Origin of the sequence: Variovorax nitratireducens (assembly GCF_051216545.1) — a bacterium.
Lineage (GTDB): Bacteria > Pseudomonadota > Gammaproteobacteria > Burkholderiales > Burkholderiaceae_C > Variovorax.
In genome coordinates this window covers 77501-91661 of sequence record NZ_JBPJZO010000007.1, presented here as the reverse complement: position 1 = coordinate 91661, position 14161 = coordinate 77501, and the positions used below count along the sequence as shown (strand labels likewise).

The 14161-nt window shown below is 62.4% G+C and carries 12 protein-coding genes and 2 rRNA genes (1 of these 14 only partly in view); 8 read left to right on the top strand and 6 right to left on the bottom strand.

The window, feature by feature from the left end; genetic code table 11:
- The first annotated feature begins 50 nt into the window (after window positions 1-50).
- From ACSFA8_RS17610 to ACSFA8_RS17590, 5 genes are read left to right on the top strand one after another with little or no spacing between them, the layout of a single operon-like run.
- Complete coding sequence (locus ACSFA8_RS17610) at window positions 51-1055, top strand: ABC transporter substrate-binding protein (protein ID WP_435480775.1); 1005 nt, start codon at window positions 51-53, stop codon at window positions 1053-1055.
- The gene (locus ACSFA8_RS17605; RefSeq protein ID WP_435480774.1) at window positions 1055-1852 is read left to right on the top strand and encodes an ABC transporter ATP-binding protein; all 798 of its coding nucleotides are present in this window, start codon (window positions 1055-1057) and stop codon (window positions 1850-1852) included. Before ACSFA8_RS17610 ends, ACSFA8_RS17605 begins: the two co-directional genes overlap by 1 nt.
- Window positions 1849-2661, top strand: a complete 813-nt coding sequence (locus tag ACSFA8_RS17600; RefSeq protein ID WP_435480773.1) for an ABC transporter permease — start codon at window positions 1849-1851, stop codon at window positions 2659-2661. Before ACSFA8_RS17605 ends, ACSFA8_RS17600 begins: the two co-directional genes overlap by 4 nt.
- 10 nt (window positions 2662-2671) lie before the next feature.
- Window positions 2672-4033 (top strand): FAD-binding oxidoreductase, encoded by a 1362-nt coding sequence (locus ACSFA8_RS17595; protein WP_435480772.1) that lies wholly within the window; start codon window positions 2672-2674, stop codon window positions 4031-4033.
- Window positions 4030-4491 (top strand): RidA family protein, encoded by a 462-nt coding sequence (locus ACSFA8_RS17590; RefSeq protein ID WP_435480771.1) that lies wholly within the window; start codon window positions 4030-4032, stop codon window positions 4489-4491. The genes ACSFA8_RS17595 and ACSFA8_RS17590 overlap by 4 nt, the downstream gene beginning before the upstream one ends.
- Here ACSFA8_RS17590 and lnt read toward each other — a convergent pair.
- From lnt to ACSFA8_RS17570, 4 genes are all read right to left on the bottom strand, one after another.
- Complete coding sequence (lnt, locus tag ACSFA8_RS17585; protein WP_435480770.1) at window positions 4476-6047, bottom strand: apolipoprotein N-acyltransferase; 1572 nt, start codon at window positions 6045-6047, stop codon at window positions 4476-4478. The two genes, ACSFA8_RS17590 and lnt, sit on opposite strands and share 16 nt — an antisense overlap.
- On the bottom strand, window positions 6044-6922 hold the full coding sequence (locus ACSFA8_RS17580) for an HlyC/CorC family transporter (protein WP_435480769.1): 879 nt from the start codon (window positions 6920-6922) through the stop codon (window positions 6044-6046). The genes lnt and ACSFA8_RS17580 overlap by 4 nt, the downstream gene beginning before the upstream one ends.
- Window positions 6923-6993: 71 nt before the next feature.
- Window positions 6994-7722, bottom strand: coding sequence for a GNAT family N-acetyltransferase (locus tag ACSFA8_RS17575; protein WP_435480768.1), 729 nt, complete (start codon window positions 7720-7722; stop codon window positions 6994-6996).
- Window positions 7723-7837: 115 nt separating this feature from the next.
- Window positions 7838-8311, bottom strand: a complete 474-nt coding sequence (locus ACSFA8_RS17570; RefSeq protein ID WP_286539611.1) for an Lrp/AsnC family transcriptional regulator — start codon at window positions 8309-8311, stop codon at window positions 7838-7840.
- Between the two features lie 219 nt (window positions 8312-8530).
- On the opposite strand from ACSFA8_RS17570, the gene ACSFA8_RS17565 reads away from it, so the two are divergent.
- From ACSFA8_RS17565 to ACSFA8_RS17555, 3 genes are all read left to right on the top strand, one after another.
- The gene (locus ACSFA8_RS17565; RefSeq protein ID WP_435480767.1) at window positions 8531-9319 is read left to right on the top strand and encodes a transporter substrate-binding domain-containing protein; all 789 of its coding nucleotides are present in this window, start codon (window positions 8531-8533) and stop codon (window positions 9317-9319) included.
- 218 nt (window positions 9320-9537) lie between these two features.
- A complete protein-coding gene (locus tag ACSFA8_RS17560) occupies window positions 9538-11229 on the top strand; it encodes an AMP-binding protein (protein ID WP_435480766.1) in 1692 nt (563 codons plus the stop codon).
- Between the two features lie 50 nt (window positions 11230-11279).
- Window positions 11280-12149, top strand: coding sequence for an MBL fold metallo-hydrolase (locus ACSFA8_RS17555; RefSeq protein WP_435480765.1), 870 nt, complete (start codon window positions 11280-11282; stop codon window positions 12147-12149).
- A gap of 71 nt (window positions 12150-12220) precedes the next feature.
- On the opposite strand, the gene rrf is transcribed toward ACSFA8_RS17555, so the two are convergent.
- Window positions 12221-12333: ribosomal RNA gene (gene rrf, locus ACSFA8_RS17550) — 5S ribosomal RNA — on the bottom strand.
- Between the two features lie 142 nt (window positions 12334-12475).
- Window positions 12476-14161, bottom strand: a 23S ribosomal RNA gene (locus ACSFA8_RS17545); it runs 1187 nt beyond the window's last position.

The window sequence follows — 14161 nt, the reverse complement described above, 5'->3', positions numbered from 1 at the left end:
GTTCCTTCTTCTTCTTTTTCTTCCTCCCTCCTGCCTGAAAGGTTCACACCATGCGCAAGCACCCCGCCTTCCGTCCCGCATCGCTCGCCGGCGCCGCCGCGCTGGCCGTCTCTGCCCTCGCCATGCCGGCGCATGCACAGGCGACCGAACCCTTCACCTACATGACCAACTGGTACGCGCAGGCCGAGCACGGCGGCTTCTACCAGGCGGTGGCACAGGGCATCTACAAGAAGTACGGCCTCGACGTGACCATCAAGATGGGCGGCCCGCAGGTCAACATCACGCAGATGATGGCGGCCGGCCAGGCCGACTGCATCATGGGTTCGAGCGACATCCAGATGATGCAGACGCGCGAAGGCGGCGTGCCGGTGGTCAACGTGGCCGCCTTCTTCCAGAAAGACCCGCAGGTGCTGATCGCGCACGACGACGTCAAGAAGTTCGAAGACCTCAAGGGCAAGACCATCCTGATCGGCGCGCAGGCCAACCGCGGCTACTGGCCGTGGCTCAAAGCCAAGTTCGGCCTCACCGACGAGCAGACCCGGCCCTACACCTTCAACATCCAGCCCTTCGTCGCCGACAAGAACGCGGCCCAGCAGGGCTACCTGACCTCCGAGCCCTATGCAATCCAGAAGGCCGGCGTGAAGAGCACGGTGCTGATGTTCAGCGACCACGGCTTCCCGGCCTACGCGACCACCGTGTCGTGCATGGAAAAGACGGTGAAGGATCGCAGCAAGGCGGTGGCCGCGTTCGTCAAGGCCTCGGCCGAAGGCTGGAAGAGCTACCTGGCCGATCCGGCGCCGGCCAATGCGCTGATCAAGAAGGACAACCCCAACATGACCGACGACCAGCTCGCCTACAGCGTGGCCAAGCTCAAGGAAATGGGCATGGTCACCGGGGGCGATGCGGCCACGATGGGCATCGGCGTGATGACCGACGCCCGTGCCAAGGCGAGCTATGACTTCCTCGTCAGCGCCAAGCTGCTCGATCCGGCCAAGGTGGCCCTGGCCAAGACCTACACCACCGACTTCGTGAAGGACGCCAAGGTTCTGCCGTGATGGAGCCGGTGACCATCCCCGCGGTCGAGATCCTTTCGGCCGAGAAGACCTATCCGAACGGCACGCAGGCGCTGCTGCCGGTCGACCTGAGCATCGCCGAAGGCGAGTTCATCACCCTGCTCGGGCCTTCGGGCTGCGGCAAGAGCACGCTGCTGAAAATGGTGGCGGGCATGCTCGATGCCACCGACGGCCGCCTGCTGGTGTGGCGCAAGCCGGTCGCGCAGATCGACCAGAGCGGCCGCAAGATGGCCTTCGTGTTCCAGGCGCCCACGCTGATGCCGTGGGCCAGCGTGCAAACCAACGTGCGGCTGCCGCTCGACCTGGCCGGCATACCGCGCGCCGAAGCCGATGCGCGCGTGGCCGAGGCACTCGCGCTGGTGGGCCTCGACAAGTTCGCCGGCGCGCTGCCGCGTGCGTTGTCGGGCGGCATGCAGATGCGCGTGTCGATTGCGCGCGGCCTCGTGACGCAACCCGACCTGCTGCTGATGGACGAGCCCTTCGGCGCGCTCGACGAGATCACGCGGCATCGGCTCGACGCCGACTTGCTCGACCTGTGGCGCAAGAAAAAGCTCACCGTGATCTTCGTGACCCACTCGATCCACGAGGCGGTGTTCCTGTCGAACCGCGTCATCATGATGGCGGCTCGGCCGGGCCGCGTGGTCGAGCAGTTCATCATCGACGAGCCCTACCCGCGCAGCCCCGACTTCATGGTGTCGCCGCAGTTCAGCCGCTACGCGAAGCAGTTGCAGGACAGCCTGCTGCGCGCCAGCAGCGCGCATGAGGAGTTGGTGCCATGAAGGCCGCACCGACTCTTCCGCTGCTGCAGCAGCCGCGCGTGCAGCGCGTGTTCTACCCCCTGCTGGTCGGCGTGGTGCTGGTGGCGCTCTGGCAATGGCTGGTGACGGCGATGGAGCTGCCAGCCTATCTGGTGCCCTCGCCCTTCCTCATGATGCAGACACTGGTGACCGACTGGGTGCCGCTCGGCAATGCGCTGCTGGTCACGCTGAAGATCACGGTGCTCTCGTTCATCGTGGCCACGATCGCAGGCGTGCTGATCTCGTTCCTGTTCGTGCAGAGCAAGCGGATCGAGACGGCGCTGTTCCCATACGCCGTGCTGTTGCAGGTCACGCCGATCGTCGCGGTGGCGCCGCTGATCATCATCTGGGTCAAGAACCCCACCGCGGCGATGACGGTGTGCGCAGCGCTGGTGGCGCTGTTTCCGATCATCAGCAACACCACGCTCGGCCTGCGCAGCATCGACCCGGATCTGCAGAGCTACTTCAAGCTGAACCGCGCCACGCGCTGGCAGCAACTGGTGCGGCTGCGCATTCCGAGCGCGCTGCCGTATTTCTTCGGCGGGCTGCGCATCTCGAGCGGGCTGGCGCTGATCGGTGCGGTGGTGGCCGAGTTCGTGGCTGGCACCGGCGGCTCCGGCGCAGGCCTGGCCTACCAAATTCTGCAGGCCGGCTTCCAGCTCAATATCCCGCGCATGTTCGCGGCCCTGTTGCTCATTTCGCTCACCGGCGTCGCGCTGTTCGTGCTGATGGCCTGGCTCAGCAAGCTGGCGCTGGGCTCGTGGCATGCGAGCGAACTTTCCAACGATTGACTTGACGACCATGAACGCGCCCGCAACTGCCATCGAACAACTTCTGCTCGAGCTGCCCGACCTCGACTGGATCACCGACGAGAGCCGGGTCGCGCGCCTGTCGCAGGACTTCGCATGGTTCAGCCCGGTGCTGAACCGCCAGCTCAAGGACAAACGCGCCGACGCCGCAGTGCGGCCTCGCACCGAAGACGAAATCCGCGCGCTGGTGAGCGCCTGCGTGAGGCGCAGGGTGCCGATCACTATCCGGGGCAGTGGCACCGGAAACTACGGCCAGACCACGCCGCTCGCAGGTGGCGTGGTGCTCGACATGACCGGCTACAACGCACTGCAGTGGGTGCGCCCCGGCGTGGCCCGCGCACAGGCCGGCATCCGGCTCGGCGAGCTCGAGAAACAGACGAAGCCGACCGGGCAGGAGCTGCGCTGCCTGCCATCGACCTACCGCAGCGCCACGCTGGGCGGCCTGTTCGGCGGTGGCTTCGGCGGTGTCGGCTCGATCAACTTCGGGCCGCTCGGCGCACCCGGCAATGTGCTCGGCGTCCGCGCGATGACGATCGAGGCCGAGCCGCAGGTGGTGGAACTGCGCGGCGCCGAGGCGATGCGCATGCACCACCTCTGGGGCACCAACGGGCTGGTGCTGGAACTCGAAGTCGGTCTCGCGCCGGTGCATCCCTGGCTCGAAACGCTGGTGACTTTCGGCGATTTCGACCAGGCGCTCGCGTTCGGCGACGCGCTGGCGCACGCGCCCGGCATCGTGAAGCGCGAGGTCGCGTTCTTCGCAAGCCCGGTGCCCGATCATCTGGCGCAACTCGCCAACCACCTGCCCGCGGGCTGTCATGCGGTGCTGTCGCTGGTCGCCGAATCCTGCGAAGAACCGATGCTGGAACTGGCCGCCCTGCACGGTGGCTCGGTGAGCTATCGCAAGACAGCGGCCGAGGTGCACAAGAGCAACCGCACGCTGATGGAGTTCACCTGGAACCACACCACGCTGCATGCGCTGAAGGTCGACAAGACACTGACCTACCTGCAGAGCAGCTTCGTGCCTGGGCAGCATGTGCAGCAGATCACCGAAATGGAGCGGCTGCTAGGCGGTGAGGTGCTGATGCATGTGGAGTTTCTGCGCAATCTCGAAGGCCTCATCACGTGCAGCGCGCTGCAGCTGGTGCGCTTCACCAGCGAGAAACGGCTCGACGAGATCATCCACATTCACCGCGAGCGCGGTGTGCGCATCAACAACCCGCACACCTTCATCGTCGAAGACGGAAAGGCCGGTGGCGCGCTACCGCCCGAGATCGTTGCGATGAAGCAGCGCTTCGACCCGCACGGGCTGCTCAATCCGGGCAAGCTGCGCGACTGGCCGGTGGCGGCGACATGAGCGCCGTGCCGGGCCAGCCGATGGCGAACTACGCAGCCTCCAAACGCGTGGGCGACTTCCTGTTTCTGAGCGGCGTGGTCGCGGTCGACCCGGCACGGCGCGCGGTGCTCGACCGCTACGAAGATCTGCCCGACAGCGCGCGCTCGGCGTTGGGCGGGCTGGGCTATGTCACGGGGCAGCTCAGCGTCGACGTGTTCGAGGCGCCGATCGTGGCGCAGAGCTGGTTCGTGCTCGAGCGCATCCGCCAACTGGCGGCGGAGCACGGCGGCACGATGGACGATGTGGTCAAGCTGGTGCAGTACTTTCGCGATCTGCGCCACTACCCGGCCTACAACCGCGTGCGAGGCCTTTTCTATCCGGGCGAGCCGCCGGTCAGCACGGTGGTCGAGGTTTCGCGTTTCCTGCCGGGCGACGGCGCACTCATCGAGGTGGAGGCGACCGTCTACCTGCCGCGCTGACGCCGGCGCAGCAGCACGGTGGTCGCAACCACCGCCAGGGCCGCGATCCACAAGGGCCAGAGCCCCAGGTGCGAAACCCAGCGCGCATAGGGCGTAAGGCCGTGTCGGCCCTCGACCTCCGCCACCAGCACCCCTCGCGTGAGGCGCGGCAGCGATTGCGTCACATGCCCGCGGTGGTCGATCACCACCGTGGCACCGGTGTTGGTGGCACGCACCATAGGCCGCCGAAATTCGAGCGCGCGCATGCGCGAGATGGCCAGATGCTGGTCGATCGCCACGGAGTCGCCGAACCAGGCGATGTTGCTGACGTTGAGCAGGATGGTCGGGGCCGTTGCCTCGTCGCGGAAGTTGGCGCCGATCTCCTCGCCGAACAAATCCTCGTAGCAGATGTTGGGGGCGATGCGCTGGCCCTGCCAGTCGAACGCTGGCTGCGCCAGGCCGCCGCTGCGAAAATCCGCCAGCGGGATGTTCATCATGGCGGTGAACCAGCGAAACAGCCCCGGCACGAACTCGCCGAACGGCACCAGGTGGTGCTTGTCGTAGCGGTAGGCGGCCGGCGCGCCGGGCTTGAAACCGAGCACGGTGTTGGTGTAGCCGCGGCGGTCACCCATCGGCAAACCGACGATGGCCGCCTGATTGCCCTGGCCGTAGCGCGCTGCGACGGCCTCGAGGTAACCGGGCGGCAACTGCACCGGCAGCAACGGCAAGGCGGTTTCAGGCGTGACGACGAGCGACGCTGTGGCGTCGCGCAGTTGCGTGCCGTACCAGTCGAGCGCGGTGGCGATGCCGCCGCCGGGAATGAACTTTTCGTCCTGCGGGATGTTGCCCTGGAGCAGCGCCATCCGCAGTCGCGGCGGCGGTGCTACCAAATCGGAGGCGGCGGGATCGACGCTGTCGACGGAAGCCAGCCCGAGGCCGACCGCCACCGCTGCCGGCGCCAGCCAGGCCAGCTTGCGGCGGTAGTCGAGCCGCAGGCACTGGGCCAGCGCCACCGCGACCAGCGCGGCCACCGCGCCGATGCCATAGACACCGACCAGCGGTGCAAACAGCGCCAGCGGCCCGTCGACGTGCGCGTAGCCACCTGCGCCCCAGGGAAAGCCGGTGAACCAGCTGCCGCGAACCAGCTCGGCCGTTGTCCAGAGTGCTGCGAAGAACAGGGCACGCCACGCCCAGCGGGCGGGCGCAAACGCCACAAAAAATGCACAGGCAGCCGCGTAGTAGAGGCCGAGCGCTGCGGCCAGTGCGAACACGGCAACGGCGGCCAATGGCGCTGCCAGTCCGCCATAGGTGTGCATCGAAATGAACAGCCACCAGAAAGTGCCGCAAAGCCAGGCGGTGGAAAAAATCCAGCCGAACAGGAAGCCGCTGCGCCATGCCCGGGGGTGGGCGCCGAGGCGTAGCGCGTCGAGCTGCCAGACCAGCGCCGCCAGCGACAGCAATTGCAGCCACCAGAGCGGTTGCCCACCGAAGTGTCCGGCGAACGGCCAGGCGATCGACGCGGCCTGGGCCAGCCCCGCGAGCCCGAAGCCCAGCGCGCGAACCAGGGCCGTCTTCAATCGGATGCGTCGTCGCCGCGGGCCGGCGAGACCTTGAACCAACGCACGGCACCGCCCTTGGTGTGCAGCACGACAAAGTCGAAACCGCCCAGCGCATGGTGCTCGCCGCGCTTGGGCACGTGGCCCATCTCGTGCGCGACGAGTCCGCCGATGGTGTCGAAGTCTTCGATCAGGGCCTCGTCGTCGAAGGTGATGCCGAAGGCTTCGGCCACGCGCTCGATCGGGGTGTCGCCGGAGACACGGTAGGTGTGGTCGGCCAGGCCGAAGATGTCGCCCTCGTCTTCAGGGATGTCGAACTCGTCTTCGATCTCACCGACGATCTGCTCCAGCACGTCTTCGATGGTGATGAGCCCTGCGACGCGACCGAACTCGTCAATGGTGATGGCCAGGTGGTTGCGGTTGCCGCGAAACTCGCGCAGCAGGTCGTTCAGGCCCTTGCTCTCGGGCACGAAGGTGGCGGGACGCAGCAGCGCGCGGATATTGAGGCCCGGCGCGCGCTGCAGCTTGAGCAAATCCTTCGCCAGCAGGATGCCGATGATGTTTTCCTTCTCGCCCTCGTACACCGGAAAGCGCGAGTGCGCGGTATCGATCACCAGGTTGATCAACGCGTCGAGCGGCGCGTCGATGTCCAGCAGATCCATGCGGGGGGCAGCGACCATCACGTCACCCGCCGTCATGTCGGCCATGCGCAGCACCCCCTCGAGCATCACGCGCGACTCGGCGCCGATCACGTGGTTGTCTTCGGCATCGGCCAGCGTCTCGATCAGTTCGTCGCGCGAGTCGGGACCGGGGTGGATGAATTCGGCCAGCTTCTGGAGAAAGCTGCGCTTGTCTTCCCGTTCAACGGGGATGCGCTCGGAATGAGGTTCGGCCACTGCGGGAGGGCGGAGTTGGGGAAGCGCAAGGATACCGGAAAGGCCAGCGCCCTCCGGGAAAGCGCGGGGCCCTATTGCGCCGACTTTTCGCGCGCGGCACGCACGCCGCTTCGAACTTCCTGCACGCTGGCGAGGAACGACCAGAACTGCTTGGCACGAGTCTTCAGCTGGAAGTCGACTTCGGCGAAGTGATCCAGCGCGATCTCGCTGATACGGCTGTCGAAGGTGGCCAGCGGCAGTTGCAGATGCGCCTCCGATTCTGAACCGCTGCGCACCACGGTGGCACCGGCCTTCCGCGCGATCTTGAGCATGGCGGCGTTCTCGCTCAGCGCGTGGATGAACAGCATGCCGACACCTTCGTTGCGCGCGGTGACGACCGCACGCTCGAACAAGCGTGCGCCGTAGGCGCGGCCACGGGCGTGCTTGGCCACCGAAACGCCGAACTCGGCGCAGTCGTTGGGCTGGTCGGCCGGCGCGAAGGCGACGTGCGCCATGGCGATGAGTTCGAGCCGGCGGTTGTAAATGCCGAACATTTCGTCGCGGTCGAAGTCGAGTGCGTCGACGTAGCGCTGAACCTGCTCGTCCGAAGCCGAGTAGCCGAAGCGCAGATAGCGGTCATGAACGTCGAGATCGAGCAGGTGGCGCGCGATCCGTTCGCGTTCACCGGGCCCGATCGAGCGGATCGGCACCAGCACGGGTTGCTGGACCGGCTCGCCGGGCGGACGCGACTCAAGCATCGGCGCCTTCAGAAAGGAGCCGGCACCGAGCGAGGCCTTGAGGATGGAACTTGCGTAGAGCATGCATACAATGTAAGGGTTTTCCCTTAAGACGCAAGTCAGCCGAGGCCGATAACCCGCGCCGGCGTGACGGATTACCGGTAACTGTGGCGCGCATACAAACGCAGGCGGTCGTTTTTTACACAGGCACAGCCGTGGTTGTCTTGACCCGATCCAGCACGAAGCTGGTCTTGCAATCTTCGACGCTGGGGTGCTTGAGCAGGGTGTCCATGATGAAACGGCTGTAATGCGACATGTCCGCAACCACAACGCGCAGCAAATAGTCCATTTCTCCAGTCAACGCCGCACATTCGACCACTTCGGGCCAGGTTTGCACGCTGGCGCGGAACAAGTCCATCGGATTGCGCTTGTGGCTTTCGGTGTGCTTTTCGAGCCGGACGTTGAGGTAGGCGGTCAGTCCGAGCCCAACGGCTTCGGGTTTCACCAAGGCGACATATCGGTCAATGACGCGATTTTCCTCGAGTCGCTTGACCCGGCGCAACACCGCACTGGGCGACAGGCTGACCTGCTCCGCAAGCTGCTCATAGGTAGCGCGGCCATCTGCTTGCAGCGTGCGCAGAATCAAACGATCGAGCTTGTCAAGTGCATCCATTTGTTCATTTTCACAGTTTTGCTGCGCAAGGGCATTCTCTTTCGCGCGAGAACGCTGAAAAGCTGCAGTGCTTTGCACCTACATTGCAACACTGGGCTCGCGCAGCGCTCCCAAGGTGCTGTTCGACAGCATCGAACTTGATCAGATGCACCGTGGCGTATCGAGCGCCGCACAATAAGAGTCCCTCGACCCTTCCTTCACTACTGTTTGGAGCCTTGCATGCGGAACGCGCTTTCGATTTCTTCCATCCTGGTGTCGGCCGCCGTGCTCGGCGGCTGCGCCGTCGCGCCGGCGCCGGCCCCGGTATCGCATCTGGACGCGGTTCAGAAGGCGGCCACGCTGCGCATTTGCACACCGGGCGACTACAAACCCTTCAGCTTCCAGAAGCCGGACGCAAACTACGAGGGCATCGACGTCGACCTCATGGCGAGCTTCAGCGCCAGTCTCGGTGCGAAGCCCGTGTGGGTGAAGACAACCTGGGCCAACCTGCTGCCCGACCTCACGGCCGGCAAGTGCGACATTGCGGTGGGCGGTGTCTCGGTCACGACCGAGCGGCAGAAGCGCGCATTTTTCAGCGCCCCGTACATGGTGAACGGCAAAGCGCCGATCGCACGCTGCGCCGATGTGGCGAAGTACCAGAGCGTGGCGGCAATCGACCAGCCCGCAGTGCGCGTGATCTTTAATCCGGGCGGCAGCAACGAACGCTTTGCGCGCACCAACTTCAAGCAGGCCAAGCTCACGATGCATGGCGAGAACGTGACCATCTTCGACGAGATCCTGGCCAACCGCGCTGATGTCTTCGTCACCGAATCGGCCGAGGCCATCACGCAGCAAAAGCTCAAGCCCGGTCTGTGCGCCATCAACCCGGACAAGCCGCTGCAATACGGCGAAATGGGCTGGATGCTGCCGCGCGACGACGTGGCGTTCAAGGCGTACGTCGACCAGTGGCTGCACCTGTCGCAGGCCGGCGGCGAGTTCCAGCGCGTGATGGATCGCTGGCTCAAGTAGCCGCAACGGAGTTGCCATGCAAAGGGTTGCCGTGAATGGCGACTCCGCCCGCCCGCCGAGTGGTGATTGCTTAGTTGCCGGAGTTGGCTTGCTGCTGCCGGGCGAAACCAACCTCCGCTGAGGCTGCTGCGCTATCGCGGTGGCGACAGGCTTACTAGGACAAGCCCGCTGGCGGCGGGCACCGATGCGCTCCGACAATCCGCGCCACAGGAGATTGCATGCAGACATCGGCGCCCATCCAGAACTACCCGGCCAACGTGCCACGCGACATCGATCCCGGGCAATACCGCTCGCTCGGGCAAATGTTCGACGAATCCTTTCAGCGCTACGCCGCACGGCCGTTTTCGGTCTGCATGGAGAGCTGGATGTCCTATGGCGAGCTCGATCAGCAGTCGAAGGCGCTCGGCGCCTGGTTGCAATCGCTCGGACTGGAGCCTGGTGCGCGGGTTGCGATCATGCTGCCCAACGTGCCGCAGTTCGCGGTGACGATGAGCGGAATCCTCCGCGCGGGCTACACCTGCGTCAACGTCAACCCGCTCTACACCGCCCGTGAGCTCGAGCATCAACTCAGGGACTCGGGCGCGATCGCGATCATCATTCTCGAAAACTTCGCGGCCACGCTCGAGAAGGTGATCGACCGCACGCCCATCAAGCACGTGGTGGTGACCGCGATCGGAGACATGCTTGGCGGGCTCAAAGGCACAGTGACTACGCTGGCCGTCAGGCACCTCAAAAAGCTGGTGCCGCCTTACAAGCTTCCGCTCGACAACGGACGCACTGTGACGCCGTTCCCCCGTGTGCTGAGCGAAGGCCGAGGGCGCAAGCTGGGGCCGGACACCTCCACCCTGGACTCGATCGCGTTCCTTCAATACACCGGCGGAACAACGGGCCTGTCGAAAGGCGCCGTGCTGAGCCATCGCAACATCATCGCGGCCACGCTTCAGGCCGAAGCCTGGTTCACACCGGCATTGGCGCGCGCCGGCGACCTTGCCAAGGTCAACAGCATTGCGGCGCTGCCGCTGTATCACATCTTCGCACTCACGCTCTGCCTACTCGCCATCCGCCAGGGCTCGCACCTGACGCTGATTCCGAACCCGCGCGATTTCGATGGTTTCATCGCCACGCTAAAGAAACGCCCATTCCACATGTTGCCGGCGGTGAACACGCTGTTCAACGCGCTCCTGGTGCATCCACAGTTCAAGACCATCGACTTCTCGACGCTCTTTGTGTCCCAGGCGGGCGGCATGGCAGCTTCGGAAGGCACGGCGAAGAAATGGTTCGAGGTCACCGGGTGCCCGATGATCGAAGGCTGGGGCATGAGCGAAACCTGCGCGATCGGCACCAACAATCCGGTCATGAACACGGCGTTCACCGGCACCATTGGCTTGCCGTTGTCGAGCATTGAGATCGCGATCAAGGACGATGACGGCAATTCGTTGCCGGATGGTGAATCTGGCGAGCTCTGCATCAAGGGCCCCAACGTGATGGTGGGCTACTACAACCAGCCCGCCGAAACGGCCGAAGCCTTTACCGCAGATGGATTCATGCGTACTGGAGACATTGCCATCAAGCTCCCGGATGGCACGAGCAAGATTGTCGACCGCAAGAAGGACATGATTCTCGTGAGCGGCTTTAACGTTTTTCCAAATGAACTGGAGAACGTGATCTCGCTTTGCCCTGGTGTTTTGGAATGCGCAGCCATCGGTGTAGCCGACAGCAAACAGGGTGAGGCGATCAAGGTGTTTGTGGTGCGCAAGGACCCGTCCTTGAACGAGGAGTCGGTGATGCGCTTCTGCGAGGATCAGTTGACCGGCTACAAACGACCCAAATTCATCGAGTTCCGGGATTCACTGCCCAAGACGAACGTCGGAAAGATCTTGCGGCGCGAGCTGCGAACTGCCGCGCATTGAAGAGGTCGCGAAAACTTCCACCCAGCCTCCAGGTTCTGGAGCGCGGGTGGTTGTCTGCGAACAACATCCTTCTGATCGGGCCGGACGACACGGCATTGATCGACAGCGGTTACTGCACGCACTCTGAGCAGACACTCCTGCTGGTGGGTGCTGCACTCGGCGCGCGTGCGCTCGACCGCCTGTTGAACACCCATTTGCACAGCGATCACTGTGGGGGAAACGCTGCCCTTCAACTGAAATTCCCCGAGCTGCAAACGCACATCCCGCCTGGAGAGGCGGCAGCTGTAAGACAGTGGGACGAAGATGCCCTCAGCTATCGCGCCACGGGGCAGCAGTGTCCGCGCTTTGAATTTCAGAATGTGCTGGAGCCCGGCAGCGAGAAATATCTGGGTGGCTTGCTTTGGCTGGTGTTCGCTGCGCCTGGCCATGACCCGCATTCGGTGATCCTGTTCAGTCCAGAGACACGCACACTGATTTCAGCGGATGCGCTGTGGGAAAAAGGCTTCGGGGTGGTGTTCCCGGAACTGGTCGGTGAACCTTCTTTCGGTGAGGTCGCAGCGACATTCGATCTGATTGAAAGTCTCGCGCCGCAGACGGTGATCCCGGGGCACGGATCAGTGTTTCACGACGTGCGCGGCGCGCTGGAAGGCGCACGGAATCGCCTCGATCGCCAAGCGGCAGATCCGTCAAAACACGCGCGGCATGCATTGAAGGTTCTTATCAAGTTCAAGCTGCTCGAGGCCCAGTCAATCTCGATCGAGAACCTGTGCGAATGGGTGCGCAACACACCCTATTTCGAGCTGGTTCGGGCGCGCTTTTTTGTCGATGAGGATTTGAGCGCGATCACCCGGGAATTGCTCGATGAACTCGTGCACTCGGGCGCAGCGGCTATTTCGAGAACCAGCATTGTCGACCGCTGACCTGCAGCGATCGACCTGCTTTCACTAAAAAGAAAGCCCAACCGATTGGTTGGGCTTTCTAGGCTGTAAGAGCCTGACGATGACCTACTTTCACACGGGAACCCGCACTATCATCGGCGCTGACGCGTTTCACTGTCCTGTTCGGGATGGGAAGGAGTGGTACCACGTCGCTATGGTCATCAGGCATAACTTGTTGTCTGACTGATCGCACGATCAATCAAACGAATTCATAGAGTTTGGAATCAGCACGCAATGACTGCGCTGCTTGAATGTATTTTGAATGCGTCAACTTGGCATAACACCTTGATCTGATTGATCAAAGTTATAGGGTCAAGCCGCACGAGCAATTAGTATCAGTTAGCTTAACGCATTACTGCGCTTCCACACCTGACCTATCAACGTCCTGGTCTTGAACGACTCTTTAGGGGGCTCAAGGCCCCGGCAGATCTCATCTTGAAACGAGTTTCCCGCTTAGATGCTTTCAGCGGTTATCTCTTCCACACTTAGCTACTCGGCAATGCCACTGGCGTGACAACCGATACACCAGAGGTGTGTCCACTCCGGTCCTCTCGTACTAGGAGCAGGCTTCCTCAAATCTGCAGCGCCCACGGAAGATAGGGACCAAACTGTCTCACGACGTTTTAAACCCAGCTCACGTACCTCTTTAAATGGCGAACAGCCATACCCTTGGGACCGGCTACAGCCCCAGGATGAGATGAGCCGACATCGAGGTGCCAAACACCGCCGTCGATATGAACTCTTGGGCGGTATCAGCCTGTTATCCCCAGAGTACCTTTTATCCGTTGAGCGATGGCCCTTCCATACAGAACCACCGGATCACTATGTCCTGCTTTCGCATCTGCTCGACTTGTCAGTCTCGCAGTTAAGCACGCTTATGCCATTGCACTATCGTCACGATGTCCGACCGTAACTAGCGTACCTTCGAACTCCTCCGTTACGCTTTGGGAGGAGACCGCCCCAGTCAAACTGCCTACCATGCACTGTCCCCGATCCAGATAATGGACCTAGGTTAGAACCTCAAACACACCAGGGTGGTATTTCAACGTTGGCTCCACAAGATCTAGCGACCCTGCTTCAAAGCCTCCCACCTATCCTACACAGATCTGTTCAAAGTCCAATACAAAGCTACAGTAAAGGTTCATGGGGTCTTTCCGTCTTTCCGCGGGGAGATTGCATCATCACAAACATTTCAACTTCGCTGAGTCTCAGGAGGAGACAGTGTGGCCATCGTTACGCCATTCGTGCAGGTCGGAACTTACCCGACAAGGAATTTCGCTACCTTAGGACCGTTATAGTTACGGCCGCCGTTTACTGGGACTTCAATCAAGAGCTTGCACCCCATCATTTAATCTTCCAGCACCGGGCAGGCGTCACACCCTATACGTCCACTTTCGTGTTTGCAGAGTGCTGTGTTTTTAATAAACAGTCGCAGCCACCGATTTTTTGCAACCCATTCATGCTTCGTTGTTCACTACACACTAATAGGGCACACCTTCTTCCGAAGTTACGGTGTCAATTTGCCGAGTTCCTTCTCCTGAGTTCTCTCAAGCGCCTTAGAATACTCATCTCGCGCACCAGTGTCGGTTTGCGGTACGGTCGTATATAGCTGAAGCTTAGTGGCTTTTCCTGGAACCTCGTTCAGTCACTTCACCAGCAAGCTGGCTCGATCATTGGCCTCGGTATATGTGCACCGGATTTGCCTAGTGCACGCCTACATCCAACTAAACCGGGATATCCAACACCCGGATGACCTATTAAGATCCGTCCCCACATCGCACTATATATCGGTACAGGAATATTGACCTGTTTCCCATCAGCTACGCATCTCTGCCTCGCCTTAGGGGCCGACTCACTCTACGCCGATGAACGTTGCGTAGAAAACCTTGCGCTTACGGCGAGGGGGCTTTTCACCCCCTTTAACGCTACTCATGTCAGCATTCGCACTTCTGATACCTCCAGCACGCTTTACAACGCACCTTCACAGGCTTACA